Annotated in this window: 23 protein-coding genes; 18 read left to right on the top strand and 5 right to left on the bottom strand. The window is 63.5% G+C overall.

The window, feature by feature from the left end; translation table 11 throughout:
• Window positions 1-122 precede the first annotated feature (122 nt).
• The 11 genes from edd (at window position 123) to ACI2KG_RS06310 (ending at window position 13,553) form a co-directional block, all read left to right on the top strand.
• A complete protein-coding gene (gene edd, locus ACI2KG_RS06360) occupies window positions 123-1,949 on the top strand; it encodes a phosphogluconate dehydratase (RefSeq protein WP_404661254.1) in 1,827 nt (608 codons plus the stop codon).
• Window positions 1,946-2,908 carry a glucokinase gene (locus tag ACI2KG_RS06355; RefSeq protein WP_404661253.1) on the top strand — a complete coding sequence of 321 codons (963 nt, stop codon included), beginning with the start codon at window positions 1,946-1,948 and terminating at the stop codon, window positions 2,906-2,908. Before edd ends, ACI2KG_RS06355 begins: the two co-directional genes overlap by 4 nt.
• Window positions 2,909-3,081: 173 nt before the next feature.
• Complete coding sequence (gene gltR, locus ACI2KG_RS06350) at window positions 3,082-3,807, top strand: two-component system response regulator GltR (protein WP_404661252.1); 726 nt, start codon at window positions 3,082-3,084, stop codon at window positions 3,805-3,807.
• Window positions 3,788-5,242: an ATP-binding protein gene (locus tag ACI2KG_RS06345; protein WP_404661251.1), complete on the top strand. Its 1,455-nt coding sequence runs from the start codon at window positions 3,788-3,790 to the stop codon at window positions 5,240-5,242. Before gltR ends, ACI2KG_RS06345 begins: the two co-directional genes overlap by 20 nt.
• 227 nt (window positions 5,243-5,469) lie before the next feature.
• Window positions 5,470-6,717, top strand: a complete 1,248-nt coding sequence (locus ACI2KG_RS06340; RefSeq protein ID WP_404661250.1) for an AGE family epimerase/isomerase — start codon at window positions 5,470-5,472, stop codon at window positions 6,715-6,717.
• A 107-nt stretch (window positions 6,718-6,824) separates the two neighbouring features.
• Window positions 6,825-8,111 (top strand): ABC transporter substrate-binding protein, encoded by a 1,287-nt coding sequence (locus ACI2KG_RS06335; RefSeq protein ID WP_404661249.1) that lies wholly within the window; start codon window positions 6,825-6,827, stop codon window positions 8,109-8,111.
• Window positions 8,112-8,291: 180 nt separating this feature from the next.
• On the top strand, window positions 8,292-9,200 hold the full coding sequence (locus tag ACI2KG_RS06330; RefSeq protein WP_009683405.1) for a carbohydrate ABC transporter permease: 909 nt from the start codon (window positions 8,292-8,294) through the stop codon (window positions 9,198-9,200).
• The gene (locus ACI2KG_RS06325; RefSeq protein WP_404661248.1) at window positions 9,193-10,038 is read left to right on the top strand and encodes a carbohydrate ABC transporter permease; all 846 of its coding nucleotides are present in this window, start codon (window positions 9,193-9,195) and stop codon (window positions 10,036-10,038) included. The genes ACI2KG_RS06330 and ACI2KG_RS06325 overlap by 8 nt, the downstream gene beginning before the upstream one ends.
• Window positions 10,039-10,041: 3 nt before the next feature.
• Window positions 10,042-11,196 carry an ABC transporter ATP-binding protein gene (locus ACI2KG_RS06320; protein ID WP_400615469.1) on the top strand — a complete coding sequence of 385 codons (1,155 nt, stop codon included), beginning with the start codon at window positions 10,042-10,044 and terminating at the stop codon, window positions 11,194-11,196.
• A 41-nt stretch (window positions 11,197-11,237) separates the two neighbouring features.
• Window positions 11,238-12,581, top strand: a complete 1,344-nt coding sequence (locus ACI2KG_RS06315; RefSeq protein ID WP_404661247.1) for a carbohydrate porin — start codon at window positions 11,238-11,240, stop codon at window positions 12,579-12,581.
• A gap of 117 nt (window positions 12,582-12,698) precedes the next feature.
• The gene (locus ACI2KG_RS06310; protein ID WP_404661246.1) at window positions 12,699-13,553 is read left to right on the top strand and encodes a D-hexose-6-phosphate mutarotase; all 855 of its coding nucleotides are present in this window, start codon (window positions 12,699-12,701) and stop codon (window positions 13,551-13,553) included.
• Here ACI2KG_RS06310 and hexR read toward each other — a convergent pair.
• Window positions 13,546-14,409, bottom strand: coding sequence for a DNA-binding transcriptional regulator HexR (gene hexR, locus ACI2KG_RS06305; RefSeq protein ID WP_201200233.1), 864 nt, complete (start codon window positions 14,407-14,409; stop codon window positions 13,546-13,548). The genes ACI2KG_RS06310 and hexR overlap by 8 nt on opposite strands.
• A gap of 211 nt (window positions 14,410-14,620) precedes the next feature.
• Between hexR and zwf the strand changes: the two genes are divergently transcribed.
• From zwf to ACI2KG_RS06280, 5 genes are all read left to right on the top strand, one after another.
• Complete coding sequence (gene zwf / locus ACI2KG_RS06300) at window positions 14,621-16,090, top strand: glucose-6-phosphate dehydrogenase (protein WP_201200136.1); 1,470 nt, start codon at window positions 14,621-14,623, stop codon at window positions 16,088-16,090.
• A complete protein-coding gene (pgl, locus tag ACI2KG_RS06295; protein ID WP_404661245.1) occupies window positions 16,077-16,790 on the top strand; it encodes a 6-phosphogluconolactonase in 714 nt (237 codons plus the stop codon). The genes zwf and pgl overlap by 14 nt, the downstream gene beginning before the upstream one ends.
• Before the next feature lie 17 nt (window positions 16,791-16,807).
• Window positions 16,808-17,488, top strand: a complete 681-nt coding sequence (locus ACI2KG_RS06290; RefSeq protein ID WP_404661244.1) for a bifunctional 4-hydroxy-2-oxoglutarate aldolase/2-dehydro-3-deoxy-phosphogluconate aldolase — start codon at window positions 16,808-16,810, stop codon at window positions 17,486-17,488.
• A gap of 138 nt (window positions 17,489-17,626) precedes the next feature.
• Window positions 17,627-18,298 (top strand): monalysin family beta-barrel pore-forming toxin, encoded by a 672-nt coding sequence (locus tag ACI2KG_RS06285; RefSeq protein ID WP_404661243.1) that lies wholly within the window; start codon window positions 17,627-17,629, stop codon window positions 18,296-18,298.
• Window positions 18,299-18,324: 26 nt separating this feature from the next.
• Window positions 18,325-19,053 (top strand): monalysin family beta-barrel pore-forming toxin, encoded by a 729-nt coding sequence (locus ACI2KG_RS06280; RefSeq protein WP_404661242.1) that lies wholly within the window; start codon window positions 18,325-18,327, stop codon window positions 19,051-19,053.
• Between the two features lie 113 nt (window positions 19,054-19,166).
• Here the strand turns inward: ACI2KG_RS06280 and leuA are convergent, their stop codons facing one another.
• The 4 genes from leuA to ACI2KG_RS06260 form a co-directional block, all read right to left on the bottom strand.
• A complete protein-coding gene (gene leuA, locus ACI2KG_RS06275; protein WP_404661241.1) occupies window positions 19,167-20,840 on the bottom strand; it encodes a 2-isopropylmalate synthase in 1,674 nt (557 codons plus the stop codon).
• A 432-nt stretch (window positions 20,841-21,272) separates the two neighbouring features.
• Window positions 21,273-22,100 (bottom strand): peptidoglycan DD-metalloendopeptidase family protein, encoded by an 828-nt coding sequence (locus ACI2KG_RS06270; RefSeq protein WP_404661240.1) that lies wholly within the window; start codon window positions 22,098-22,100, stop codon window positions 21,273-21,275.
• Window positions 22,101-22,103: 3 nt separating this feature from the next.
• Window positions 22,104-23,483 carry an exodeoxyribonuclease VII large subunit gene (gene xseA, locus ACI2KG_RS06265; protein ID WP_404661239.1) on the bottom strand — a complete coding sequence of 460 codons (1,380 nt, stop codon included), beginning with the start codon at window positions 23,481-23,483 and terminating at the stop codon, window positions 22,104-22,106.
• A gap of 876 nt (window positions 23,484-24,359) precedes the next feature.
• A complete protein-coding gene (locus ACI2KG_RS06260) occupies window positions 24,360-25,238 on the bottom strand; it encodes a LysR family transcriptional regulator (RefSeq protein ID WP_404661238.1) in 879 nt (292 codons plus the stop codon).
• A 97-nt stretch (window positions 25,239-25,335) separates the two neighbouring features.
• Between ACI2KG_RS06260 and ACI2KG_RS06255 the strand changes: the two genes are divergently transcribed.
• Together ACI2KG_RS06255 and ACI2KG_RS06250 are read left to right on the top strand one after the other, a co-directional pair.
• A complete protein-coding gene (locus tag ACI2KG_RS06255; protein WP_404661237.1) occupies window positions 25,336-26,091 on the top strand; it encodes a sulfite exporter TauE/SafE family protein in 756 nt (251 codons plus the stop codon).
• A gap of 47 nt (window positions 26,092-26,138) precedes the next feature.
• Window positions 26,139-26,696: a sugar ABC transporter ATPase gene (locus ACI2KG_RS06250; protein WP_404661236.1), complete on the top strand. Its 558-nt coding sequence runs from the start codon at window positions 26,139-26,141 to the stop codon at window positions 26,694-26,696.
• The last annotated feature ends 62 nt before the right edge of the window (window positions 26,697-26,758 follow it).

Below are 26,758 nucleotides of genomic sequence, written 5' to 3'. Positions count from 1 at the left end.
ACGAGTGGTTGGGCGATGTGCCTCCGCCGATGCAGCGGGCTCCTTACCTTGAGCCTAGGCCGCAATCGTTTGGAGGGGAAATGCCCGTAAACCGCCCTTACAATTAGCCTGGAGTCCAGTACATGCATCCGCGCATCCTTGAGGTCACCCAGCGGCTGATCGAACGCAGCCGTGCCACCCGCGAACGCTACCTGCAGCTGATTCGCGGCGCGGCCAGTGACGGGCCCATGCGTGCCAGCCTGCAGTGCGCCAACTTCGCCCACGGCGTGGCCGGTTGCGGCAGCGACGACAAGCAGGCCCTGCGCCTGATGAACGCGGCCAACGTGGCCATCGTCTCGGCCTACAACGACATGCTGTCGGCCCACCAGCCGTACCTGCACTTCCCCGAGCAGATCAAGCAGGCCCTGCGCGAGGTCGGTTCGGTTGGCCAGTTCGCCGGTGGCGTGCCGGCCATGTGCGATGGTGTGACCCAGGGCGAGCCCGGCATGGAGCTGGCCATCGCCAGCCGCGAAGTCATCGCCATGTCCACTGCGGTAGCGCTGTCGCACAACATGTTCGACGCCGCGCTGATGCTGGGCATCTGCGACAAGATCGTCCCCGGCCTGATGATGGGGGCGCTGCGCTTCGGCCATTTGCCGACCATCTTCGTCCCGGGTGGGCCGATGGTTTCCGGCATTTCCAACAAGCAGAAGGCCGACGTGCGCCAACGCTATGCCGAAGGCAAAGCCAGCCGCGAAGAGCTGCTGGAATCGGAAATGAAGTCTTACCACAGCCCTGGCACCTGCACGTTCTACGGCACCGCCAACACCAACCAGCTGGTGATGGAAGTCATGGGCCTGCACCTGCCGGGCGCCTCGTTCGTCAACCCGTATACCCCACTGCGCGACGCGCTCACCGCCGAGGCCGCGCAGCAGGTCACGCGCATGACCAAGGCCAGCGGCAGCTTCATGCCACTGGGCGAAATCGTCGACGAGAAGGCCCTGGTCAACTCCATCGTCGCCTTGCACGCCACCGGTGGCTCGACCAACCACACCCTGCACATCCCGGCGATTGCCCAGGCAGCGGGTATCCAGCTGACCTGGCAAGACATGGCCGACCTCTCCGAAGTGGTGCCGACCCTGTCGCACGTCTACCCCAATGGCAAGGCCGACATCAACCACTTCCAGGCGGCTGGCGGCATGGCCTTCCTGATCCGCGAGCTGCTCGACGCGGGGCTGCTGCACGAAGACGTCAACACCGTCGCCGGCCATGGCCTGCGCCGCTACACCCAAGAGCCGTTCCTCGACAATGGCAAGCTGGTGTGGCGCGAGGGGCCGCAGCACAGCCTGGACGAAAGCATCCTGCGCCCGGTGGCGCGGCCGTTCTCGGCCGAAGGTGGCCTGCGGGTGATGGAAGGCAACCTCGGCCGTGGCGTGATGAAAGTGTCGGCCGTCGCCGCCGAGCACCAGGTGGTCGAGGCCCCGGCGCGGGTGTTCCACGATCAGCAGTCGCTGGCCGATGCGTTCAAGGCCGGTGAGCTGGAGTGCGATTTTGTCGCCGTGGTGCGTTTCCAGGGGCCACGTTGCAACGGCATGCCGGAACTGCACAAGCTCACGCCGTTCCTCGGCGTGTTGCAGGACCGTGGCTTCAAGGTGGCGCTGGTGACCGACGGGCGCATGTCCGGTGCCTCGGGCAAGATCCCGGCGGCCATCCACGTTTGCCCGGAAGCTTATGACGGGGGCCCGCTGGCGCGGGTGCGCGATGGTGATATGGTGCGGGTCGATGGTGTCGAAGGCACGCTGCGGGTGATGGTGTCGGCCGAAGAACTGGCCAGCCGAGATCTGCCGCCGGCGCCCCAGGGCAACGACCTGGGCTGCGGGCGCGAGCTGTTCGGCTTCATGCGCATGGCGTTCAGCCCGGCAGAGCAGGGCGCCAGTGCCTTTACCTCGGCCCTGGAGAACCTCAAATGAAGGACCTGCTGGTTGGCGACATCGGCGGCACCAATGCCCGTTTTGCGTTGTGGCGTGACAACCAGCTGCATGAGGTAAAAGTCTTCGCCACCGCGGACTACACCAGCCCGGAGCAGGCCATCGAGGCCTACCTGCATGGCCAGGGTATCGCCCGTGGCGGCCTGGCGGCGGTGTGCCTGGCGGTGGCCGGGCCGGTCGATGGCGATGAGTTTCGCTTTACCAACAACCACTGGCGCCTGAGCCGTAGTGCTTTCTGCAAGACCTTGCAGGTCGAGCGGCTGTTACTGATCAACGACTTCACCGCCATGGCGCTGGGCATGACCCGCCTGCGCGAGGGTGAGTTCCGCGAAGTGTGCCCCGGCCAGGCCGACCCGGCACGACCGGCGCTGGTGATCGGGCCAGGTACCGGCCTGGGCGTGGGCTCGCTGTTGCGCCTTGGCGAGCAGCACTGGCAGGCTTTGCCAGGAGAGGGCGGGCATGTCGACCTGCCGGTGGGCAATGCCCGCGAAGCGGCGATTCACCAGCAGATTCACGGGCAGATCGGCCATGTCAGTGCCGAGACCGTGCTCAGTGGCGGCGGCCTGGTGCGGCTGTACCAGGCGATGTGCGCGCTGGACAGTGACATACCTCGGCACACTTCCCCGGCGCAGATCACCGATGCTGCGCTGGGCGGCGAGCCGCGGGCGCTGGCGGTGGTTGAGCAGTTCTGCCGGTTTCTCGGCCGCGTCGCTGGTAACAATGTGCTCACGCTGGGTGCGCGGGGCGGGGTCTATATTGTCGGCGGGGTGATCCCGCGCTTTGCCGAGCTGTTCCTGCGCAGCGGGTTTGCCGCAAGCTTTTCCGACAAGGGTTGCATGAGTGGCTACTTCGCTGGCGTGCCGGTGTGGCTGGTGACGGCGGAGTTTTCCGGGTTGCTGGGGGCCGGGGTGGCTTTGCAGCAGGCTTTGGATCACGGATAGCTGACAAGGGGCCGCTGCGCGGCCCATCGCGACACAAGGCCGCTCCTACAGGGGACCGCAGATATTTCTGGCATTGCGCGGCCCTGTAGGAGCGGCCTTGTGTCGCGATGGGGCGCGAAGCGGCCCCAATAACAGGCAACCAAGACCTGTAATCAACAAGAGGAAGGACCACCTTGAGCACTGCCGGCAAATCGATCCTGATGGTCGACGACGACCAGGAAATCCGCGAACTGCTGCAAACCTACCTGAGCCGCTCCGGCTTCCAGGTGCATGCCGAGGCCGATGGCGCCGGCTTTCGCCGCGCGCTGGAAAGCACCCCCTGTGACCTGGTCATTCTCGATGTCATGCTTCCCGACGAAGACGGTTTCAGTCTGTGCCGCTGGATCCGCCAGCACCCGCGCCAAGCCCGCGTGCCGATCATCATGCTCACCGCCAGTTCCGACGAAGCCGACCGGGTCATCGGTCTGGAACTGGGCGCCGACGACTACCTGGGCAAACCTTTCAGCCCGCGCGAGCTGCAAGCGCGGATCAAGGCCCTGCTGCGCCGCGCCGAATTCGGCCAGGCGGCGCCGGGCAGTGCCGTGCTGGCCTTCGATGACTGGCGCCTGGACACGGTCAGCCACCGGCTGTTTCACCGTAATGGTGAAGAGGTGATCCTCTCTGGCGCCGATTTCGCCCTGCTCAAGCTGTTCCTCGACCACCCGCAACAGATCCTCGACCGCGACACCATCGGCAACGCCACCCGTGGCCGCGAGCCGATGCCGCTGGACCGTATCGTCGACATGGCGGTCAGCCGCCTGCGCCAGCGCCTGCGTGATACCGACAAGCCTCCCCGGCTGATCCGCACCGTGCGCGGCAGTGGCTACCTGCTGGCGGCACATGTCTGCTGTGCGCCCTGAGCGGCGCTGGCGCCTGCTGCCGCGCTCGCTGCTGGGGCGCATGCTGCTGCTGACCTTGCTGGTCGTGCTGCTGGCCCAAGGCTTGTCCAGCATCATCTGGGTTTCGCAATTGCGCGCCAGTCAATTGCAAGGCCTGCGTGCCAGTGCCAGCAGCCTGGCCCATTCGATGAGCGCCAGCGTCAGTTACTTCCGCTCGCTGCCGGTGGGCTATCGGCCGTTGGTGCTCGACCAGTTGCGCAGCATGGGCGGTACGCGGTTTTTCGTGTCGCTCAACGCCACGCCGCTGGACATGCAGGCCCTGCCCGTCACCCCGCGCAAGCAGGCGGTGATCGATGTATTCCAGCAGGTATTGCATGAGCGGCTGGGCTCGCAGATGGAAATTTCCGTGGAGTTCGTCGGGCCAGACGACCTGCGCATCTTCAACAGCGGCCTCAAGCTCGACGAGTTGCCACGTTCATGGGCGCATTACTCACTGACCCTGGAACCACTGAAACCACCGGTGCTGGTGACGCAGATCCGCCTGGCTGAGGGCGAGTGGCTGTACATTGCCTCGCTGCTGCCCGAGCCGTACACCAGCCTGGAAGCCGAAAGCCTGCCGCGCCAGCAGATCGGTTTCATCGTGCTGACCACGGGCTTGTTGCTGTTGTTCATCGGCTTGCTGGTGCACTGGCAAAGCTGGCCACTCAAACGCCTGGCGCGGGCCGCGCGGGAGATGTCACTAGGTGCCGATGTGGCGCCCGTGGCCGAAGGTGGCGGCAGCGAAGTGGTCGAGGTCAGCCGGGCATTCAACAGCATGCGCGAGCGCATCAGCCGCTACCTCACCGAACGCAGCCAGTTGTTCAGCGCCATATCCCACGACCTGCGCACGCCGATTACCCGCTTGCGCCTGCGTGTCGAATTGCTGGAGGACGAGCGCTTGCAGGCCAAGTTCAGCCAGGATCTCGACGAGCTGGAGCTGCTGGTCAAAGGCGCGTTGCAGTGCGTGAAGGACACCGACATCCACGAGAACATCGAGCCGGTTGACCTCAACCAGGTGCTGGAAATCCTGGCCGAACCTTACCTGGGCGATGGCCGCATCACGGTCGACGGCCGGGCACTGGCGCCATACCCGGGCAAGCCATTGGCGCTGCGGCGCTGCATCGGCAACCTGATCGACAACGCCATCAAGTATGGCGAGCGGGCACGGCTGCGCATCATCGACGGGGCCGAGGGCTTTGTGCTGCAAGTGGACGACCAAGGGCCGGGGGTGCCGCAACAGCAACTGGAGCAGGTGTTCGAGCCGCATTTCCGTCTGGCCGGGCAGCAGCAGGGGTACGGGCTGGGGTTGGGTATTGCGCGCAATATTGCCCATAGCCATGGCGGTGAGGTGAGCTTGTTGAACCTGCGTGAGGGCGGGTTACGGGTGACCTTGTACCTGCCGCGGGGTATGGACTGAATTTTTTGTTGGCAGGTCTGGCCCTATCGCCGGCAAGCCAGCTCCCACAGGTACAGCGCAAGCCTTGAGGTTTGTGCGGTCCTTGTGGGAGCTGGCTTGCCGGCGATAGGGCCATTGCAGGTCACACAAATGTCACTGCCCAGTGACAATCCCACCGTCCTTCGTGACATCTCCCAAAACCCCACTGGCTAAAATTCGCAAACGACTGGCAAGGATCAAGCTGGCCCATGAACGCCCTCAATCTGCCTTCCACCAGCTGGCTCAACGCCCCGGCCCATTCCAGCTGGCGCCAGGCCGAAGCACAGCGCCTGCTAACCTTCGCCAAGGCCGCGAAGCTGCCCGATGGCTTCGGCAACCTCGACGCCAACGGGCAACTCGCCCCCGGCGCCCGCGCCGACACCATGAACACCGCACGCATGACCCACTGCTTTGCCCTGGCCCACCTGCAGGGCATCCCCGGTTGCCTCGCCTACGCCGAACACGGTGTGGCCGCCCTGCGAGGTGCCATGCAGGACGTCAGCTACGGCGGCTGGTTCGCCCACCCCGGTGGCCAGCAAGACAGTGGCAAGGCCGCTTACCTACACGCCTTCGTCGCCCTTGCCGCCAGCTCTGCCGTGGTAGCCGACGTCGTTGCTGCCCACGCCTTGCTGGCAGACGCCATCCAGGTGCTCGAAACGCAATTCTGGAGCGAAGCCGAAGGCGCCCTTCGGGAAGCCTTTTCCCGCGCCTGGCAACTGCCTGAGCCGTACCGAGGCGCCAACAGCAACATGCACGCGACCGAGGCCTTCCTGGCCCTGGCAGATGTCACCGGCAACAGCCTGTGGTTGCAACGCGCGTTGCGTATCGCCGAACGCATCATCCATACCCATGCCGCTGCCAACGGTTATCGGGTCATCGAGCATTTCGACACCCTTTGGCAGCCGCTGCCGGATTACAACCACGAACACCCCGCCGACCCCTTCCGGCCGTATGGCATAACGCCTGGGCATGCCCTGGAATGGTCGCGGTTGCTGTTGCACCTGGAGGCCAGTCTCGAGCAAGCCGGCCTGCATGCGCCGCAATGGCTGCAAGGGTGTGCCCGCGCCTTGTTCGATACAGCTTGCCAGCAGGCTTGGAACGCCGATGGCGAACCGGGTTTCGTCTACACCCTGGACTGGGCCGATCGCCCGGTAGTGCATGCACGTTTGCACTGGGTGCACGCGGAAGCCTGCGCCGCCGCTGCCGCCCTGTTGCAGCGTACCGGCGAGGCACGGTACGAGCAGTGGTACCGCAACTGCTGGGGCTTCATCGCCAACCATTTCATCGACCCTGTCGCTGGCAGCTGGCACCACGAACTCGATGCCCACACCCGGCCAGCCGGGACCCTCTGGCCGGGCAAACCCGACCTGTATCACGCCTATCAGGCGCTGCTGCTGCCAGGCTTGCCGCTGGCTCTCAGCCTGGCCAGCAACCTGGCCGGCAATGTAACCAGATGATGACATTCACGCATCGCTTCGTTACCTGGCGAAGCGGGCTCGCTGTTTAGACTCCATGCTACGCAAGCGATCGACTTGCACGGCATAACAACAAGAAAGGTGCTTCGATGAATTCCACGCTCCGTCTCGCTGCCGCTATATCCTTGGCCTCTTTACTCCCGCTCGGCGCCCAGGCAGCCGAACCCAAAGGCAGTGTCGAAGTGGTGCACTGGTGGACCTCCGGCGGTGAAAAAGCGGCGGTCGATGTGCTCAAGGCACAGGTCGAAAAAGACGGTTTCACCTGGAAGGACGGCGCCGTTGCCGGTGGTGGCGGTGCCACGGCCATGACCGTACTCAAAAGCCGCGCCGTCGCTGGCAACCCGCCAGGTGTGGCGCAAATCAAAGGCCCCGACATCCAGGACTGGGCGGCCACCGGCCTGCTCGACGCCGATGTGCTCAAGGATGTGGCCAAGGAAGAAAAGTGGGACTCGCTGCTCGACAAAACGGTTGCCGACACCGTGAAGTACGACGGTGACTACGTCGCCGTTCCGGTGAATATCCACCGCATCAACTGGCTGTGGATCAACCCGGAGGTGTTCAAGAAGGCCGGCATCGACAAGGCGCCCACCACACTCGACGAATTCTACGCCGCTGCCGACAAGCTCAAGGCCGCCGGCTTCATCCCGCTGGCCCACGGTGGCCAGCCGTGGCAGGACAGCACTGTGTTCGAAAGCGTGGTGCTGGCGGTGATGGGCGCCGATGGCTACAAAAAGGCCATGGTCGACCTTGACAGCGCGACCCTGACCGGCCCACAGATGGTCAAGGCGTTGACCGAGCTGAAAAAGGTTGCCACCTACATGGACCCGGATGGCAAAGGCCAGGACTGGAACCTGGAAGCGGCCAAGGTCATCAACGGCAAGGCCGGCATGCAGATCATGGGCGACTGGGCCAAGAGCGAGTGGACCCTGGCGAAGAAAACCGCCGGCACGGATTACCAGTGCGTGCCATTCCCCGGTACCGACAACGCGTTCCTGTACAACATCGACTCGCTGGTGGTGTTCAAGCAGAACAATGCCGGCACCTCTGCCGGTCAGCAGGACATCGCGCGCAAGGTGCTGGGCGAGGACTTCCAGAAGGTCTTCAGCACGAATAAAGGCTCGATCCCGGTGCGCAACGACATGCTTGCCGACATGGGCAAGTACGGCTTCGACGCCTGCGCGCAAACCTCCGCCAAGGACTTCCTCGAAGACGCCAAAACCGGTGGCCTGCAGCCGAGCATGGCGCACAACATGGCTACCACGCTGGCCGTGCAGGGTGCGTTCTTCGATGTGGTGACCAACTACATCAACGACCCCAAGGCCGACCCGGCCGATGCGGCGAAGAAGCTGGCAGCGGCGATCAAGGCTGCCCAGTAAGGGCTGACGCAATCCCGTTGTAGGAGCGGCCTTGCGTCGCGATGGGCTGCGCAGCAGCCCCAAAACCTGCGCACTCGATATTTCAGGTAGGTGTTGATCTTGAGTCCTTGGGGCTGCTTTGCAGCCCTTCGCGACGCAAGGCCGCTCCTACAGGGGAGTGCTACGCCTTTGAGGTGAACCATGACCACAACCACCGCCCAACTGCGGGCCTCACCCCTGGACGCGCTGCAGCGCTGGCTACCCAAGCTGGTGCTGGCGCCGAGCATGTTCATTGTCCTGGTGGGTTTCTACGGCTACATCCTCTGGACCTTTGTGCTGTCCTTCACCACCTCGACCTTCCTGCCCACCTACAAATGGGCCGGCCTGGCGCAGTACGCCCGGCTGTTCGACAACGACCGCTGGTGGGTCGCCAGCAAGAACCTGTTGCTGTTCGGCGGCCTGTTCATCGCCATCAGCCTGGCCATCGGCGTGCTGCTGGCGGTATTGCTCGACCAGCGCATTCGCCGCGAGGGCTTTATCCGCACCATTTACCTATACCCCATGGCGCTGTCGATGATCGTTACCGGCACCGCTTGGAAGTGGCTGCTCAACCCTGGCATGGGCCTGGACAAGCTGCTGCGTGACTGGGGCTGGGAGGGCTTTCGCCTGGACTGGCTGATCGACCCCGACCGGGTGGTGTACTGCCTGGTGATCGCCGCCGTGTGGCAGGCATCGGGTTTCATCATGGCGATGTTCCTTGCCGGCCTGCGCGGCGTCGATCAGTCGATTATCCGGGCCGCGCAGATCGACGGCGCCAGCCTGCCGCGCATCTACTGGACGGTCGTGCTGCCCAGCCTGCGACCGGTGTTCTTCAGCGCACTGATGATCCTCTCGCACATCGCCATCAAGAGCTTCGACCTGGTCGCGGCGATGACCGCCGGTGGCCCGGGCTACTCGTCTGACCTGCCAGCCATGTTCATGTATTCGTTCACCTTCAGCCGCGGCCAGATGGGCATGGGCTCGGCCAGCGCCATCCTCATGCTCGGGGCAATCCTGGCGATCCTCGTGCCGTACCTGTACTCGGAGCTGCGGAGCAAACGCCATGCATAGCCCTGTCGACAAGGCGCCGCTGAGCGCAAGCCGCATCGCCATCCACGCGGTATTGCTGATCGCCGTGCTGCTGTACCTGGTGCCGCTGGTGGTGATGCTGCTGACCAGCTTCAAGTCCCCGGAAGACATCAGCAGCGGTAACCTGCTGAGCTGGCCGACAGTGATCACCGGCATCGGTTGGGTCAAGGCCTGGGGCACGGTCAGCGGGTATTTCTGGAACTCGATCATGATCACCGTGCCCGCAGTGCTGATCTCTACCGCCATCGGTGCGCTGAACGGCTATGTGCTGTCGATGTGGCGCTTTCGCGGTTCGCAGCTGTTCTTCGGCCTGCTGCTGTTCGGCTGCTTCCTGCCGTTCCAGACCGTATTGCTGCCGGCCTCGTTCACCCTCGGCAAGCTCGGCCTGGCCAGCACCACCAGCGGCCTGGTGCTGGTGCACGTGGTGTATGGCCTGGCCTTCACCACGCTGTTCTTCCGCAACTTCTACGTGAGCATTCCCGACGCGCTGGTCAAGGCGGCGCGCCTGGACGGCGCGGGGTTTTTCACCATCTTCCGCCGCATCATCCTGCCGATGTCGACGCCGATCATCATGGTTTGCCTGATCTGGCAATTCACCCAGATCTGGAACGACTTTCTATTCGGCGTGGTGTTTTCCAGCGGCGACTCGCAACCGATCACCGTGGCCTTGAACAACCTGGTCAACACCAGCACCGGGGCCAAGGAATACAACGTCGACATGGCGGCGGCGATGATCGCCGGCCTGCCAACCCTGCTGGTCTACGTGGTGGCAGGCAAATATTTCGTGCGCGGGCTGGCCGCCGGCGCGGTCAAGGGGTAAGTCATGGCAACGCTCGAACTGCGCAATGTGAACAAGACCTACGGCAGCGGCCTGCCAGATACCCTCAAGGACATCCAGTTGTCGATCAGGGACGGCGAGTTCCTGATCCTGGTCGGCCCGTCGGGCTGCGGCAAGTCCACGCTGATGAACTGCATCGCCGGCCTGGAGCAGATCACCGGCGGGGCGATCCTCATCGACCAGCAAGACGTCAGTGGCATGAGCCCCAAGGACCGTGACATTGCCATGGTGTTCCAGTCGTACGCGCTGTACCCGACCATGAGCGTGCGCGAGAACATCGAGTTTGGCCTGAAAATCCGCAAGCTGCCCCAGGCCGCCATCGACGAAGAGGTCGCACGGGTGGCCAAGCTGCTGCAGATCGAGCACCTGCTGGCGCGCAAACCGGCGCAGCTGTCTGGTGGCCAGCAGCAGCGGGTGGCCATGGGCCGGGCGCTGGCGCGGCGACCGAAGATCTACCTGTTCGACGAGCCGCTGTCCAACCTGGATGCCAAGCTGCGGGTCGAGATGCGCACCGAAATGAAACTGATGCACCAACGGCTGAAGACCACCACCGTGTACGTCACCCATGACCAGATCGAAGCCATGACCCTGGGTGACAAGGTGGCCGTGATGAAGGACGGCATCATTCAGCAGTTCGGTACGCCGCAGCAGATCTACAACGACCCGGCCAACCAGTTTGTCGCCAGCTTCATTGGTTCACCGCCGATGAACTTCATCCCGGTGCACCTGACCAAAGAAGACGGTCGCGTGTTGGCGCTGCTCGACAGCGGCCAGGCGCGCTGCGAGCTGCCATTGGGGCTGGCCACCGAGGAACTGGATGGCCGCGAGATCATCCTTGGCATTCGCCCCGAGCAGGTTGCCCTGGGGGCAGGGGAGGGCAACGGCCTGCCAGGCATCCGCGCCGAAGTGCAGGTGACCGAGCCCACCGGGCCGGACCTGCTGGTGTTCGTCACGCTCAACCAGACCAAGGTGTGCTGCCGCCTGGCGCCGGATGTGGCGTGCCAGGTGGGTGACAGTCTCAACCTGCAGTTCGACCCGGCGCGGGTACTGCTGTTCGACGCCAACAGCGGCCAGCGCCTGCACCTGGCCAGCACTGCCGCAGCCGTAAAGGACAACGTGGCTCACTTCAAAGGCCGCTAACTCGTCTACACCATCAATAAGAAAAAAGAGGACGCAAAGGGATGGAACAGCGCAAACGCATCAGAACACTAGGCTCGCTGGCCCTGCTTGCCATCGTTGGTAGCAACGGCGCACAGGCTGCCGAGGCCTTTTCCAGTGAATCGAAATGGATGACCGGCGACTGGGGCGGCACCCGTACCGAGCTGCTGGACAAGGGCTATGACTTCACCCTCGATTACGTTGGCGAGGTGGCCGGCAACCTGCACGGCGGCTTCAACGACGACAAGACCGCCCGCTACAGCGACCAGTTCGCCCTCGGCGCGCACCTGGACCTGCAGAAGATTTTTGGCTGGCATGACGCCGAGTTCAAGCTGGCGATCACCGAGCGCAGCGGCCGCAACCTGTCCAACGACCGCATCAGCGACCCGCGTGCCGGGCAGTTCAGCTCGGTACAGGAAGTGTGGGGCCGTGGCCAGACCTGGCGCCTGACCCAGATGTGGATCAAGCAGAAATACTTCGACGGCGCGCTGGATGTGAAATTTGGCCGCTTTGGTGAGGGCGAGGACTTCAACAGCTTCCCGTGCGACTTCCAGAACCTGGCCTTCTGTGGCTCGCAGGTGGGTAACTGGGTTGGCGGCATCTGGTACAACTGGCCGGTCAGCCAGTGGGCGCTGCGGGTGAAATACAACATCACCCCGGAATTCTTCGTGCAGGTCGGCGCTTTCGAGCAGAACCCGTCCAACCTGGAAACCGGCAATGGCTTCAAGCTCAGTGGCAGTGGCACCAAAGGGGCGATCCTGCCGGTGGAGGCGGTGTGGTCACCCAAGGTCAACGGCCTGCCGGGCGAGTACCGCCTGGGCTACTACTACAGCACCGCCAAGGCTGACGATGTGTTCGACGACGTCAACGGCAACCCACAGGCGCTGAGCGGCGAGGCCTTCAAGTCGCACTCCAGCAAGCATGGCTGGTGGGTGGTGGCGCAGCAGCAGGTCACCGCCCACGCGGGGGACGTCAACCGTGGCCTGAGCCTGTTCGCCAACTTCACCGTGCACGACAAGGCCACCAACGTGGTCGACAACTACCAGCAGGTGGGGCTGGTCTACAAGGGCGCCTTCGATGCCCGGCCCAAGGACGACATCGGTTTTGGCGTGGCACGTATTCATGTGAATGACGACGTGAAGAAACGCGCCGAGCTGCTCAACGCCCAGAGCGGCATCAACGATTACGACAACCCGGGCTTCGTGCCGCTGCAGCGGACCGAGTACAACGCCGAGCTCTACTACGGCTTCCACGTCACCAACTGGCTGACCGTGCGGCCCAACCTGCAGTACATCAAGAGCCCCGGCGGGGTGGACCAGGTGGACAACGCGCTGGTCGCAGGCTTGAAGATTCAGTCGTCATTCTGAGGGCATTTGTTGTAAATTTACGCCAATCCATTTTCGGCTCCCGGCAACCACTGGCCTGCAGTGGTTGTCAGGGATAGGCCGAGACAGCGCTATCTCAAAAAACAAGAGCTCTGAACCATGCCCGAACATCCGCTCCATCGCTTCTTCACCTCGCAGCGGCCACGGCCGACATTCGAGTGGGAGCGTTACCAGCAGCGCGATGTGCTGATCATCGATCACCCCCGTTGCCAGGCGGTGTTCAGCCGCCAGGGCGCGCAGTTGCTGCACTTTCAGCCGGCAGGCGAGCGGCCCTGGTTGTGGTGTGCCGAGCAATGGCCGCAGGTGGGCGCGATACGGGGTGGTGTGCCGGTATGCTGGCCCTGGTATGGCCGCCACCCCAGCGAAGACCTGTGGCCGGCTCATGGTTGGGCACGTTTGCTGGACTGGAAACTGGTAGATAGCCGCGAGGACGAGGAGGGCGTGACGCTGAAGTGGCGGCTGGACCTGTGCGACTGGCAAGTCGACCTGCATGCCCGGCTGGGCAGTCGCATGGAGCTGAGCCTGAGCACCGAGCATCAGGACAGCGAACCTTGCCAACTGAGCCATGCCCTGCTGGCCTACTGGCGCATCAGTGACGTGTCCGAGATAGCGCTATCCGGGCTCGAGGACATCGAAGGTTACGACCGCCTGAACCGCCAGGCCTGCCGTGAAGATGGCGCCCTGAAGCTCAAGGGCGGCTGCCAGAAGGTCTACCCCGGCACGCCGCGCGTGCAACTGCAGGACCCGGCCTGGCAGCGCGAGCTGTGCATCGATACCGGTGACAGCGACGATACCGTGGTGTGGCACCCGGGCAATCGCCCGCTGATGGGCGTGACCGGCCGCGAAACGCAGGGTTTTGTCTGCGTCGAAGCCGCCAGCGGCAGCGGTGAGGGCCTTAGCCTCTCTCCTGGGCAGCGTGCGCACCTGCGCTTGCAGGCGCACCGGCTCAGCTGAGTTCGTCGTCCTCGATCGGGTAGCGGCTGGCGTTGAGGCTTTCCTTGATCTTGCGCAGGTGTGGCTGGAAGTCCACACCGCGGCGCAGGGTCATGCCGGTGGCCAGCACGTCGAGCACGGTCAGTTGGATGATCCGCGACGTCATCGGCATGTAGATGTCAGTGTCTTCCGGCAGCGGAATGTGCAGGCTCAGGCTGCAGGCGTTGGCCAACGGCGAGCCGGCGGCGGTCAGGCCCAGCACCGAGGCGCCGTTTTCGCGGGCCAGGCGTGCCACTTCGACCAGTTCGCGGGTGCGCCCGGTGTAGGAAATGATCACGAACAGGTCGCCGGTGTGGGCCACCGAGGCCAGCATACGTTGCATGAGTACGTCGGCATGGGCCGACACCGCCAGGTTGAAGCGGAAGAACTTGTGCTGCGCATCCAGGGCAACCGGGGCCGAGGCGCCGAGGCCGAAGAAGTGGATCTGCCGCGCCTGGATCATCATGTCCACGGCGCGGCTGACCTGCGCCGGGTCGAGTTGCTGGCAGGCGCTGTCGAGCGAGGCGATGGCACTGGCGAAGATCTTCTGGGTATAGGCCGCCGGGTCATCGTCGGCCTCTACCGCACGGCTGACATAGGCGGCGCCGCTGGCCAGGCTTTGTGCCAGTTGCAGCTTCAGTTCCGGGTAGCCGCTGACGCCGAACGAGCGGCAGAAACGGTTGACGGTCGGCTCGCTGACCTTGGCCGCCTGGGCCAGCGCTGCGATGCTGAAACGGGTGGCTTGTTGCGGGTTGAGCAGGATGACTTCGGCGACTTTGCGTTCGGCCTTGTTCAGCTCGTCGAGGCGGCCCTGGATCTGTTCCAGGAGGTTTCGCACGCGGTCCATGGGTGTGTCCTTGGGTCGGGAAGACAGCCGGCTGTGGGAGCAGCAGGCTTTTTGCACGGTCGTCTATCGTACTGTCGGTGCGGTTGGCGTACCACTTGTCTGTAACACTTGTGTGTAATGTTGTGGTTTTTACTACATTATCCCTTGAAAACCGTATGTGAAAGCGGTATTCCTAGACCAACTTTAGGAAAGAACCAACATCATGGCTGCTATCAGTGTCGAACCTTGCACCTTTGCCCTGTTTGGCGCCCTCGGCGACCTGGCATTGCGCAAGCTGTTTCCTGCGCTCTACCAGCTCGATCGGGCCAATTTGTTGCATCCAGATACCCGCCTGCTGGCGCTGGCCCGCGAAGCCGGCAGCGCGCAGGCGCACCTGGACCACATCGAAGCCCATTTGCGCCGGCATGTGCCTGAAGCTGATATCGAACCCGCCGCACTGGGCCGCTTCCTCGCCCGGCTGAGCTATCAGCACCTGGACTTCCTGCAGCCCGAGGGCTATCAGGCGCTGGCCGAGCAACTGCCAGGCGAACTGCCGTTGATTGCCTACTTCGCCACGGCGGCAGCGGTGTACGGGGCCATCTGCGAGAACCTCGACAAGGCCGGCCTGGCTGCGCGCACCCGGGTGGTGCTGGAAAAACCCATTGGCCACGACCTGGAGTCGTCGCGCCGGGTCAACGATGCCGTCGCGCGGTTCTTTCCGGAAAACCGGGTCTACCGCATCGACCACTACCTGGGCAAGGAAACAGTGCAGAACCTGATTGCCCTGCGCTTTGCCAACAGCCTGTTCGAAACCCAGTGGAACCAGAATTCCATCTCCCACGTGGAGATTACTGTCGCGGAAAAAGTCGGCATCGAGGGCCGTTGGGGTTATTTCGACAAGGCCGGCCAGCTGCGCGACATGATCCAGAACCACCTGCTGCAGCTGCTGTGCCTGATTGCCATGGACCCGCCCAGCGAACTGTCCGCCGATGCCATCCGCGACGAGAAGGTAAAGGTACTGAAGGCCCTGGCACCGATCACCGGTGACGGGTTGAGCACCCGCGTGGTGCGTGGCCAGTACATTGCCGGCTACAGCGACGGCAAGCCGGTGCCAGGCTACCTGGAAGAAGACAACGCCAACGCCCAGAGCGACACCGAAACCTTTGTCGCCCTGCGCGCCGACATTCGCAACTGGCGCTGGTCGGGCGTGCCGTTCTACCTGCGCACCGGCAAGCGCATGCCGCAAAAGCTTTCGCAGATCGTCATCCACTTCAAGGAAACGCCGCATTACATCTTCGCCCCGGAACAGCGTTTGCAGATCGGTAACAAGCTGATCATCCGCCTGCAACCGGACGAAGGCATTTCTTTACGGGTCATGACCAAGGAGCAGGGCCTGGACAAGGGCATGCAATTGCGCAGTGGCCCATTGCAGCTGAATTTTTCCGACACCTGGCGCAGTGCGCGGATTCCGGATGCCTATGAGCGTTTGCTGCTCGAAGTGATGCGTGGCAACCAGAACCTGTTCGTGCGCAAGGACGAAATCGAGTATGCCTGGAAGTGGTGCGACCAGTTGATCGCCGGCTGGCGTAATGCGGGCGATGCGCCCAAGCCATACGCAGCGGGGTCCTGGGGGCCAATGAGCTCGATTGCACTGATCACACGCGATGGGAGGGCGTGGTATGGGGATATCTGAACTGAAACTGCCGGCGGCGGTAAAGGTACACGCGCTGGCAGATGCCAAGGCGCTGGCCGCCACTCAAGCCCACGATGTGGCCGAACGCCTGCGTTCGGCGATCGCTGCCAGGGGCCAGGCCTGCCTGGTGCTGTCCGGTGGCCGCAGCCCGGTGCCGTTTCTGGAAAACCTGGCCAGCGAGCACCTGGACTGGGCCAAGGTCACGGTCAGCCTGGCCGATGAACGCTGGGTGCCGGTAGAACACGCCGACAGCAACGCCGGCTTGCTGGCCCGTCACCTGCTGAAGGGCGAGGCGGCCAAGGCGCGCTTCGTTGGCCTGTACCAGCAGGCGGAAAACCTCGATGCCGCTGCGCTCATGGCCGATCAGGCCCTCGCTGCACTGCCGCCAATCGACGTGCTGGTGCTGGGCATGGGGGACGATGGCCATACCGCCTCGCTGTTCCCGGCCAGCCCCAACCTGGAAGCAGGCCTGGACCTGGCCAACCCGCGCCGCTGCCTGCCGTTGCAGGCGCCGAGCGTGCCGCACCAGCGTTTATCGATGACCCGCTCGCTGCTGGCCAGCGCCGCCTTTATCGCGCTGGCCGTGCAAGGCCAGGGCAAACTCGCTACCCTGCGCGCCGCGCTGGCTGGCAACGACCTTACTGAAATGCCGATTCGCGCTTTTCTTCACGACCCCCTGGACATCTACTGGTGCCCATGAGCCAAGGATCCACAGTCATGACCACCCTCGAACGCCCACAGCCAAAGCTCTCGATGGCCGACAAAGCCGCGCGGATCGACGCCATTTGCGAAAAGGCGCGCATCCTGCCGGTAATCACCATCGCCCGTGAGGAAGACATCCTGCCACTGGCTGATGCCCTGGCCGCAGGCGGCATCCGTACCCTGGAAGTGACCTTGCGCTCGCAGTATGGCCTGAAGGCCATTCAAGTACTGCGCGAGCAGCGTCCGGAGCTGTGCGTCGGCGCCGGTACCGTGCTTGATCGCCGCATGTTTGCTGCCGTTGAAGCCGCGGGTGCGCAGTTTGTCGTTACCCCGGGTATTACCCAGGACATTCTCGAAGCCGGTGTGGACAGCGCAATCCCACTGCTGCCGGGTATCAGCACCCCGTCCGAAATCATGATGGGCTACGCCCTGGGCTACCGCCGCTTCAAGCTGTTCCCGGCGGAAATCAGCGGTGGCGTGGCGGCGATCAAGGCCTTTGGCGGGCCGTTCGGGGATATTCGATTCTGCCCTACGGGCGGGGTGAACCCGGCCAACGTGCGCAATTACATGGCCTTGCCCAATGTGATGTGCGTAGGTGGGACCTGGATGCTCGACAGCAGCTGGATCAAGAATGGTGATTGGGCGCGGATCGAAGCGTGCAGTGCGGAGGCGATGGCGCTGCTGGACGCCAACTGAATTTGTTGTGTGCTTTACGGCTTGTGGGGGCGCTTGGTCGGCGCCCCTTTTTTTTGCCTGCGAGAAAGCATTCCTGCTGATGGGGCAATCTGCCAAACGCTAGTGTGAGGCATCAGTCAGCAAGCAGGAAGTTGCCCAATGAATAGCCAAGAAGCAAGCGAACGGAAAGGCTCGTATGAAATAGAGCGCTACCTGTATGGCGCGCAGGGCCTGCAAGCGGGAAGTTGGGTTGCCGGGCAAACGGTTTTTGGAAAAATCGAAGCAGATGGTGTGGCTGTCGAATGCTTCACCCGCCCTGTTTATGCCTACCTTTCGTATTGCTCAAGGGTGCAGGAAAACCGTACAGATGATTATGTCAGTCGGCAACATTATTGGTGCGGGCTTAGTCGGGAATTTCTCGCGGATGTCGGTGTTTCATTCAAAGTCAGTGCCGGAATCAATCGGGTAAACGCACTGTCTCGTATTGTTACCGATTTACCGGCTGGCGTGTTGTGGGGCGCACCCAGCGGTTTTGCGCGCGATGTCTACCTGAGCGGCAGTAGCCCCTTCCTGATTTATCAGGTGAATATCGTTTATGCCCATTGCCTCGCTGCGGGCGGCGCTGGCAGCGCAGTGTTCAGTGAGGTCAGCGGGCAGCAGCTACTGACGTCCGCCATAGCGACCAATAGCCTGGTCGCAGTGGCTGAGGCGCAGGCCTTTAGTGCTGTTGACTGGCAGGCTGCCAAGCAGGAAGTGCTGCAGCGGGCGGGGCAGGGTGCGCTGCAGTTCGACTACTCGGCAAAAGATGTTCCCTTCTTTCGCTATAAATAAAAACCTTTAAAAGGAATGTACCTGATATGAGCTTTGTCGACGAAGCAATGGTCAAGCGTATTGCTGATTTCCCGCACAAGCGCGGTTCTTATGAAGTCGAAAATTATCTGTTCGGCAGCGACGGGGCAGTCAATGCCGGTTGTTGGGTGTATGACAAGACCGTGTATGGTGACATGCGGCTGGGGCCTCAGGACTGGGCCACGTACAGTACACCGGTGCTGGCCTACCTTGCCCATTTGAATACCGTGCGGGTACCCAGCAGCGTGAAGCATATCCAGGAGGTGGCAGTGACCGAAGGGTACAGTTCGACATTCACCTCAACCCTGGAGGTGGAAGTTGGGCTGGGGGCGGGATACTTGCTGAGTGCGATTGGCGGTAAGTTGACAAGCAGTTCCAACGAGGGGATTCATGGGTCCACGGTCAATACCCGGAAAGTTGAAATGGAAGGGCCAGGCGTATTCAATATCTACCAGTTGCATTATGTGCATGCTCATTGCATCACTTCGGCAGGTGCTTTCGCAGACTCATTCAACTATTCGAAGTTCAAGCAAGTCAACGAGCGGGAAGACCTGTTCATTCTGACATCGGTGGCGAGTGACGCCACCGTCGCTGTCGCCGCCAAACATTCCATCGCGCCGCTGGGATGGGAGGAAATTCAGATTGCAGCGCTGATGAAAGGGTATAACACGGAGTTCAACAGTGGCCGCTTCGCCTTCGACTGGAAGGCTCGCAACCTTCCCGGCAGCCGTTACTGACTACAGTGCCTGTGGCGGCTATCGCGCGCGAATCTCCCCGAAGCGGCCGGTGCAAGACCAACAAAAAAGCCCGCATCAGAAGATGCGGGCTTTCTCATTCATTGCGCCAGGGCTCAGGCCGCCTTGGCTTCCTGCTGGCTCAGCGAGCGGTTCAGTGCGCTGAACAGGGCCTTGAAGCTGGCCGTAGTGATGTTTTCATCGATACCCACGCCATGCACCGGGCGGCCACCGGCCACGCGCAGCTCGATGTAGGCCGCAGCCTTGGCATTGGTGCCTGCACCGATGGCGTGCTCGTTGTAGTCCATGATCTCCACCGCAATCGGCAGGCCGGCTACCAGTGCTTCCAGGGCACCGTTGCCCTTGCCGCGCCAGTGCAGGGTGGTTTCGCCTTCACCGGCAACTTCCACTTCCACAGCACTGTGGCCGTTTTCTTCCTGCAGGCGGTGGCTGACCAGCGCATACGGCGCGTTGGCCTGGAGGTATTCCTTGTGCAGCAGGCTGTAGATCTGTTGGGCAGTCATTTCCAGGCCAAGGCGGTCGGTTTCACCCTGTACCACCTGGCTGAACTCGATCTGCATGCGGCGTGGCAGGCTGATGCCGTATTCCTGCTCGAGCAGGTAGGTGATGCCGCCTTTGCCCGACTGGCTATTGACGCGGATCACCGCCTCGTAGCTGCGGCCGATGTCGGCCGGGTCGATCGGCAGGTACGGCACCTCCCACCGTTCGCCTTCCTGCTGCTTGGCGAAGCCCTTGCGGATGGCGTCCTGGTGCGAGCCGGAGAACGCGGTGTGCACCAGGTCGCCCACGTACGGGTGACGCGGGTGCACCGGCAGCTGGTTGCACTCTTCGACCACCTTGCGCACGCCATCGATGTCGGAGAAGTCCAGCAACGGGTCGATGCCCTGGGTGTAGAGGTTCAGTGCCAGGGTCACCAGGTCGACGTTACCGGTACGTTCGCCGTTGCCGAACAGGCAGCCTTCGGCGCGGTCGGCACCGGCCATCAGGCCCAGTTCGGTGGCAGCGATGCCGGTGCCACGGTCGTTGTGGCAGTGCAGGCTGATAATCACGCTGTCGCGGCGGCTGACGTTGCGGCAGAACCACTCGATCTGGTCGGCGTAGATGTTTGGCGTCGACACTTCGACGGTGGCCGGCAGGTTGAGGATGATCTTGTGCTCAGGCGTCGGGTTCCACACCTCGATGACCGCGTCACAGACTTCCTTGGCGAATTCCATCTCGGTGGCGCTGAAGGTTTCTGGCGAGTACTGGAAGGTCCAGTGGGTTTCCGGCTGCTGGGCCGCGTACTTGACGAACAGCTTGGCCGCGTTCACCGCGATGTCCTTCACGCCTTGCTTGTCCTGGTTGAAGACAATGCGGCGGAACGACGGGCTGGTGGCGTTGTACAGGTGGACGATGGCCTTCTTCGCCCCGCGCAGCGACTCGAAAGTACGGGCGATCAGGTCTTCGCGGGCCTGGGTAAGCACCTGGATGGTGGTGTCGTCCGGGATGTGGCCGTCCTCGATCAAGGTGCGCACGAAGTCGAAGTCGGTTTGCGAAGCGGACGGGAACGACGCTTCGATTTCCTTCACGCCAACCTGCACCAAGGTCTTCCAGAAGCGCAGCTTCTTCTCTGAATCCATCGGCTCGATCAGCGACTGGTTACCATCACGCAGGTCGGAGCTGCACCAGATAGGCGCTTCGGTGATGGTCTTCGACGGCCAGGTACGGTCAGGCAGGTCGATGGTCGGGAAAGCGCGGTACTTCTTCGAAGGGTCTTTGAGCATGGACATGGAAGCAATCCTTTTGTGTGCGGCCGAGATCGGGCCTGCCGGGCAGTAACGAGATGAAGAGGCGAGGCGACGCGATTCAGCCTGGTAGTCGGGCGCTGACCAGGCAGAGGCTGCGATGTTGTCGGAGCAGAATGAGGGTGCTGAAGGTTTTCATGCCTTCAAACTTAACCAGTGGGGTGGGGGATGGCAAGCGTTCGGGAAAAATTGAGAGGAATGCTTAAAAAAAGTGCTTGGGCGAGATTTTCTGGCTGATATTTTCTGGCTTGTTATTGATTGTTGCGTTGTATTTTTCGATGGCGCAACAGAGTGGAATCAAGTTGACCTGCTCTGGCCTCATCGCCGGCAAGCCAGCTCCCACAGGATCACCACAGGCCTCGAATCCTGGGCGGGACCTGTGGGAGCTGGCTTGCCGGCGATGTAGGCGCCGCGGTCTCAGGGCTGAAACGCCCCAATGAAAATCGCCGGGTCCACCCGCGCATCATTCAGGCTGACGTTCCAGTGCATGTGCGGCCCGGTAGCCCGCCCTGTCGACCCCACACGCCCGACCACCTCGCCACGACGCAACTGCTGCCCCACCTGCACATCGATCTTCGACATGTGGCAGAACATGCTGATAAAGCCCTGCCCATGGTCGACGAACACCGTGCGGCCATTGAAGAAGTAATCACCTACCAGAATCACCTTGCCATTGGCCGGGGTCTTGATTGGCGTACCCGCCGGCACGGCGAAGTCCAGCCCGGCGTGCGGGTTGCGTTCTTCGCCATTGAAGAAGCGGCGCACGCCGAACTTGCTCGACAGCGGGCCATTCACCGGCTTGTCGAGGATCAGGTTGCTCGGCAGGCCCGGGCTGAAGCTGCGGTAGGCCTTGATCTGCTCGGCCAGTTCGCCGTCGATGCGTTTAAGGTCGGCCGGGTTCGGGTTGACCTGGCGGGTGTTCTTCAGGGTGATGCGCTGCTCGGGGTATTTCTTGCTGCCAACCAAGAAAGGTAGGGTGCGACCGCCCTGGCTCAGCACGGCGGTACCGGGCTTCTGGGTCAGCGGGATGCCGACGATGGCCAGCCAGTTGTCCTGCTCCTTCACCACCAATACCGGCTTGCCATCGAAGCGGGCACTGGGTGCGCTGGCAGCAGGGCCGAGGTCGACCACCGCCACGCCGCCGGGCACCGGCTTGTTCAGCGTGCGGGTGATGTAGCTGGCCTGGGCGCCACCGGCCAGCAGCAACAGGGAAAGGGCAAGCAGGGGCGCGAGCAGGCGGGGCATGTGTCAGTCCAGTAGTGAGAGGGTGACCGGGGTCAGGTGGTTGTCTTCCACGCGTACCAGCAGCTCGCCTTCGTTGAGGCGGGCGGTCAGGCGCTGGCCGTTGCGGGTCTGGTCGGCGCTGCGGATGGCCTGGCCCTGTTCGTCCAGCAGAATGCTGTAGCCGCGGGCTAGGGTGGCCAGCGGGCTGACCACCTGCAATGTCTGCAACTGCGCCTGGAAGCGTTGGCGACGGTCCTTGAGCACCTCGCGCATGGCCCGCGGCAGGCGTTCGGCCAGGCTGTCCAGGCGCTGGCTCAGCAGCTTCAGGTTGCGCCCCGGGTGCTGCGCGGCCAGCCGCGTTTCCACCCGTGCCAGGCGCTCGCGGCGCTGGTTGAGGCTCAGCATGAACGCGCGGCGCAGGCGCATGTCCAGGTCGTCCAGGCGCTGGGCCTGCTGGCGCAGGCGCTCGCCGGGGTGGCGCAGGCGCCGGGTCAGCGATTCCAGGCGCAGGCGATCGTGGGTCAGGCGGTTCTGCATGCGCAGCAGCAAGCGCCGCTGCAGGCCGTCCAGGCGTTGCTGCAGGCCGCTGTTGTCGGGGGCCAGCAGTTCGGCGGCGGCAGATGGCGTGGGGGCGCGCACGTCGGCAACGAAGTCGCTGATCGACACATCGGTTTCATGGCCGACGGCGCTGACAATCGGCGTGACGCAGGCCGCCACAGCGCGCGCCACCGCTTCTTCGTTGAAACACCAGAGGTCTTCCAGCGAGCCGCCACCGCGGGCCAGGATCAGCGCATCAAAGCCGAGGCTGTCGGCCAGGCGGATGGCCCGCACGATCTGCGCGATGGCTTCGCGGCCCTGTACTGCAGTGGGGATCAGGTTCAGTTCCACCTGCGGGGCGCGGCGGCCGAAGACGCTGATGATGTCGCGGATCACCGCGCCGGTGGGCGAGGTGATGACGCCGATGCGCTGCGGGTGGGCCGGCAGCGGCTTCTTGCGTTCGGCGCTGAACAGCCCCTCGGCACCGAGCTTTTCCTTCAGTGCCTCGAAGGCCAGGCGCAGCGCGCCATCGCCGGCCGGCTCGACGGTGTCGAGGATAAGCTGATAGTCGCCACGCCCCTCGAACAGCGAAACCTTGCCACGCACCCGCACCGCCAAGCCGTCACGCAGGGCCTGACGCACCCGCGTGGCGTTCTGCCGGAACAGCGCACAACGCACCTGGGCGCCGCTGTCCTTGAGGGTGAAGTACATGTGGCCGGACGCCGGGCGAGCGAGGTTGGAAATCTCGCCTTCCACCCACACGCTGCGAAACACGTCTTCCAGCAGCACGCGGGCGCGGCCGTTGAGTTGGCTGACGGTAAGGACCTCACGGTCCAGGCCGAGTCGTTCGAAAGGGTCTCTGATCATGGCCTGCATCATAAAGGACATCGGCCCTGGTTGTCTGTCCCGGCCCTATCGCCGGCAAGCCAGCTCCCACAGGTAGCGCGCTGGCTTGGAGCCTCGCGCTATCCCTGAGGGAGCGCGCTGGCTTGGAGCCTCGCGCTATCCCTGAGGGAGCGCGCTGGCTTGGAGCCTCACGCTATCCCTGAGGGAGCGCGCTGGCTTGGAGCCTCGCGCTATCCCTGAGGAGCGCGCTGGCTTGGAGCCTCGCGCTATCCCTGAGGGAGCGCGCTGGCTTGGAGCCTCGCGCTATTCCTGAGGGAGCGCGCTGGCTTGGCGCCTCGCGCTATCCCTGAGGGAGCGCGCTGGCTTGGAGCCTCGCGCTATCCCTGAGGGAGCGCGCTGGCTTGGCGCCTCGCGCTATCCCTGAGGGAGCGCGCTGGCTTGGCGCCTCGCGCTATCCCTGAGGGAGCGCGCTGGCTTGGCGCCTCACGCTGTCCCTGTGGGAGCGCGCTGGCTTGGCGCCTCGCGCTGTCCCTGTGGGAGCGCGCTGGCTTGGCGCCTCGCGCTATCCCTGAGGGAGCGCGCTGGCTTGGAGCCTCACGCTATCCCTGAGGGAGCGCGCTGGCTTGGAGCCTCGCGCTATCCCTGAGGGAGCGCGCTGGCTTGGAGCCTCGCGCTATCCCTGAGGGAGCGCGCTGGCTTGGCGCCTCGCGCTATTTCTGAGGGAGCGCGCTGGCTTGGAGCCTCACGCTATTCCTGAGGGAGCGCGCTGGCTTGGAGCCTCGCGCTATCCCTGAGGGAGCGCGCTGGCTTGGCGCCTCACGCTGTCCCTGTGGGAGCGCGCTGGCTTGGCGCCACACGCTGTCCCTGTGGGAGCTGGCTTGCCTGCGATGAGGCCCTTCAGGCCTGCATCGCCATCACAAACTGACGCACCATCTGCTCCGCATCCCGCCGGCAAGCCAGCGCCACGGTACTCTCACAGCCTCCCTCCAGCGCCACGAAGCTGACCGAAGCCGGCGCGATCTCACGCATGCACGCCGGCAGCAACGCCACCCCAAACCCCGCCTGAATCAGCTGCAACTGCGTGGTCTTGCGCGACAGCACCTGCGCCGCGCGCGGAAAAAAGCCTGCCTCCATACACAACGAAGCCGACAGGTAACTCAGCCCGCCACGATCCCGATGCGGAATGGAAATGAAGCGCTCTTCGCGCAACTGTTCCAGCTTCACCTGTGCCGCTTCAGCCAGCGGATGCCCGGCGGCAACCGCCAGCAGCAATGGCTCGCTGAACAGTTCATGCAGTAACACGCCCTCATGCTGGCGCAACACCGGCAAACGCAGCAGGCCGATATCCAGCCGTCCGCCAGCAATATCCTCCAGCTGCGCCTCCGACGACTGTTGGGCAATTTCCAGTGAAACCCCAGGGTTGTCGCGCAAGTAACCGCCCAGGCGAGCCAGCAACAGGCCGGTCAGTGGCACGGTACTGGAATGGTTCAGGCGCAGGCTGCCCTGCAACCCTTCGCCAATGTCGCGGGTAACCCGCTCTGCTTGCGCCAGGTCGGCCAGCAAGCGCCGCGCCCGCTGCAAAAAGGCCCGCCCGGCCAGCGTCAGGCGTGGCAGGCGTGCAGTGCGCTCGAACAGCGGCGTGCCCAGTTGTTGCTCCAGCTCCTTGATCTGCCGGCTCAGTGCCGACTGGGCGACGTACAGCCGCTCGGCGGCGGCGCTGAAGCTGCCGCACTCGGCGATTTCCACGAAGTAACGCAACTGGCGGATCGACGTCATGTCATGCCTTTTCGAGATGGCTGTGGCGATAAAGCCATATTAGTCGGCATGGCTCGCGGATGGCTAACCTTTAGCTGTCTTCCCAGGAATTGCTGTCATGCTTGCCCAATTGTCGTTGTCCGGCCTTGACTGGCTGCCCATCCTGCTCGGCGTCGGTGTCGCCTATATCGTCTTTGGCATTGCCGGTTTCGGCACCGCGCTGGTGGCTGGCCCGGTGCTGATTCATTTCATGCCGTTGTCGCGGATCATTCCGCTGCTGGTGCTGCTCGACTTCGTCGCGGCCTTCGGCAACCTGCTGCCTTCACGCCGCGATGTGGTGCGTGGCGAGTTGCTGCGGCTGTTACCGTTCATGGCCGTAGGTTGCACGTTGGGCGTGGTGTTCCTGTTGCAACTGAAGTCCGACCTGTTGCTGCTGTTGATGGGCTTGTTTGTCACGGCCTACGCGCTGTACGGCCTGGCAGTCAGGGTGCGGCCGGCACATCTGTCCGGTTTCTGGGCCATGCCGATGGGGACGGCGGGCGGGCTGTTCGGTGCGCTGTTTGGCAGTGGCGGCTTCCTTTATGCGCTGTACCTGAGTGCGCGCCTGGAGGTGAAGGAGCAGGTGCGCGCCACCCAGAGCGCGCTGATCAGTTGCAGCACGGTCGTGCGCCTGACGCTGTTCCTGATCGCGGGGGTATATGCCGACCAAAGCCTGTTGCTGCTCGCGGCCTGCTTGCTGCCGGTAATGTTCGCCGGCCTTTGGGTAGGGCGCCGGCTGACTCACCGGCTGTCCCGCGAAGCCTTCGTGCGCCTGGTCACCTGGCTGGTGCTGGCCAGTGGCGTGGCGCTGATCGGTCGCTACCTCGGCGCCTGAGCGGTAGAATTGCACCATTACCGCAGTTTTGCAGGCCAGTCCCGTTCATGAACACCCAGAGCATCATCGTTCCCAAGCTGTCTACCGTGCCAGTGCACGAAGCCCGCGCCCGCGCGATACTGCGCTGGCTGGTGCGCGAGAAAGTGGTCGAGGAACAACTGACCACCTGCGGCCGTACCGGCAACCGCATGGGCCATGCCCTGGCCACCGGCGCGCGCAAAATGGCCCTGCACCCAGACAAGCTGCCGTTCGGCGCGCCGGTCAACGGCCTGGAAGTCATGCTCAAGCGCTGCATCTACACCCCCACCGACGGTTTTCTCGAAGAGGCCGGCTGCCCCGAGTGCCGGCGCGAGGTGGGCGAGCCGCTGTTCGAAAGCCTGGAAGAATGGATGCCGGCGGTGAGCGACAACTTCACCTGCCCGCTGTGCGGCTTCGAAGATGACATCAATGGCTTCATTTACCTGCAGCCATGTGCCTTTTCCAACCTGGGGTTCATCTTCAACAACTGGGGCGAGGCCGGGTTTACCCAGGCCTTCCTCGACAGCTTTGCCGACTGGCTCGACCAGCCGGTGACCGTGGTGCAGGTAAAACTGCCACAAGGCTGACCGAAGGCCCTTATTTTGCATTGAGCGGCGCGCCGTGGATGAGTATAATGGCGCGCTTCCAT

The sequence above is a fragment of the Pseudomonas sp. NPDC089407 genome, assembly GCF_044900445.1.
Taxonomy (GTDB): Bacteria; Pseudomonadota; Gammaproteobacteria; order Pseudomonadales; family Pseudomonadaceae; genus Aquipseudomonas.
This window is presented reverse-complemented; position numbering and strand designations above follow the sequence as displayed.

What these genes read in the sequence shown, in the direction of transcription:
- edd (WP_404661254.1), top strand. Translation starts at nt 123, where the DNA reads ATGCATCCGCGCATCCTTGAGGTCACCCAGCGGCTGATCGAACGCAGC.
- ACI2KG_RS06355 (WP_404661253.1), top strand. Translation starts at nt 1,946, where the DNA reads ATGAAGGACCTGCTGGTTGGCGACATCGGCGGCACCAATGCCCGTTTT.
- ACI2KG_RS06345 (WP_404661251.1), top strand. Translation starts at nt 3,788, where the DNA reads ATGTCTGCTGTGCGCCCTGAGCGGCGCTGGCGCCTGCTGCCGCGCTCG.
- ACI2KG_RS06340 (WP_404661250.1), top strand. Translation starts at nt 5,470, where the DNA reads ATGAACGCCCTCAATCTGCCTTCCACCAGCTGGCTCAACGCCCCGGCC.
- ACI2KG_RS06335 (WP_404661249.1), top strand. Translation starts at nt 6,825, where the DNA reads ATGAATTCCACGCTCCGTCTCGCTGCCGCTATATCCTTGGCCTCTTTA.
- ACI2KG_RS06330 (WP_009683405.1), top strand. Translation starts at nt 8,292, where the DNA reads ATGACCACAACCACCGCCCAACTGCGGGCCTCACCCCTGGACGCGCTG.
- ACI2KG_RS06325 (WP_404661248.1), top strand. Translation starts at nt 9,193, where the DNA reads ATGCATAGCCCTGTCGACAAGGCGCCGCTGAGCGCAAGCCGCATCGCC.
- ACI2KG_RS06320 (WP_400615469.1), top strand. Translation starts at nt 10,042, where the DNA reads ATGGCAACGCTCGAACTGCGCAATGTGAACAAGACCTACGGCAGCGGC.
- ACI2KG_RS06315 (WP_404661247.1), top strand. Translation starts at nt 11,238, where the DNA reads ATGGAACAGCGCAAACGCATCAGAACACTAGGCTCGCTGGCCCTGCTT.
- ACI2KG_RS06310 (WP_404661246.1), top strand. Translation starts at nt 12,699, where the DNA reads ATGCCCGAACATCCGCTCCATCGCTTCTTCACCTCGCAGCGGCCACGG.
- zwf (WP_201200136.1), top strand. Translation starts at nt 14,621, where the DNA reads ATGGCTGCTATCAGTGTCGAACCTTGCACCTTTGCCCTGTTTGGCGCC.
- pgl (WP_404661245.1), top strand. Translation starts at nt 16,077, where the DNA reads ATGGGGATATCTGAACTGAAACTGCCGGCGGCGGTAAAGGTACACGCG.
- ACI2KG_RS06290 (WP_404661244.1), top strand. Translation starts at nt 16,808, where the DNA reads ATGACCACCCTCGAACGCCCACAGCCAAAGCTCTCGATGGCCGACAAA.
- ACI2KG_RS06285 (WP_404661243.1), top strand. Translation starts at nt 17,627, where the DNA reads ATGAATAGCCAAGAAGCAAGCGAACGGAAAGGCTCGTATGAAATAGAG.
- ACI2KG_RS06280 (WP_404661242.1), top strand. Translation starts at nt 18,325, where the DNA reads ATGAGCTTTGTCGACGAAGCAATGGTCAAGCGTATTGCTGATTTCCCG.
- leuA (WP_404661241.1), bottom strand. Translation starts at nt 20,840, where the DNA reads ATGTCCATGCTCAAAGACCCTTCGAAGAAGTACCGCGCTTTCCCGACC.
- ACI2KG_RS06270 (WP_404661240.1), bottom strand. Translation starts at nt 22,100, where the DNA reads ATGCCCCGCCTGCTCGCGCCCCTGCTTGCCCTTTCCCTGTTGCTGCTG.
- xseA (WP_404661239.1), bottom strand. Translation starts at nt 23,483, where the DNA reads ATGATCAGAGACCCTTTCGAACGACTCGGCCTGGACCGTGAGGTCCTT.
- ACI2KG_RS06260 (WP_404661238.1), bottom strand. Translation starts at nt 25,238, where the DNA reads ATGACGTCGATCCGCCAGTTGCGTTACTTCGTGGAAATCGCCGAGTGC.
- ACI2KG_RS06255 (WP_404661237.1), top strand. Translation starts at nt 25,336, where the DNA reads ATGCTTGCCCAATTGTCGTTGTCCGGCCTTGACTGGCTGCCCATCCTG.
- ACI2KG_RS06250 (WP_404661236.1), top strand. Translation starts at nt 26,139, where the DNA reads ATGAACACCCAGAGCATCATCGTTCCCAAGCTGTCTACCGTGCCAGTG.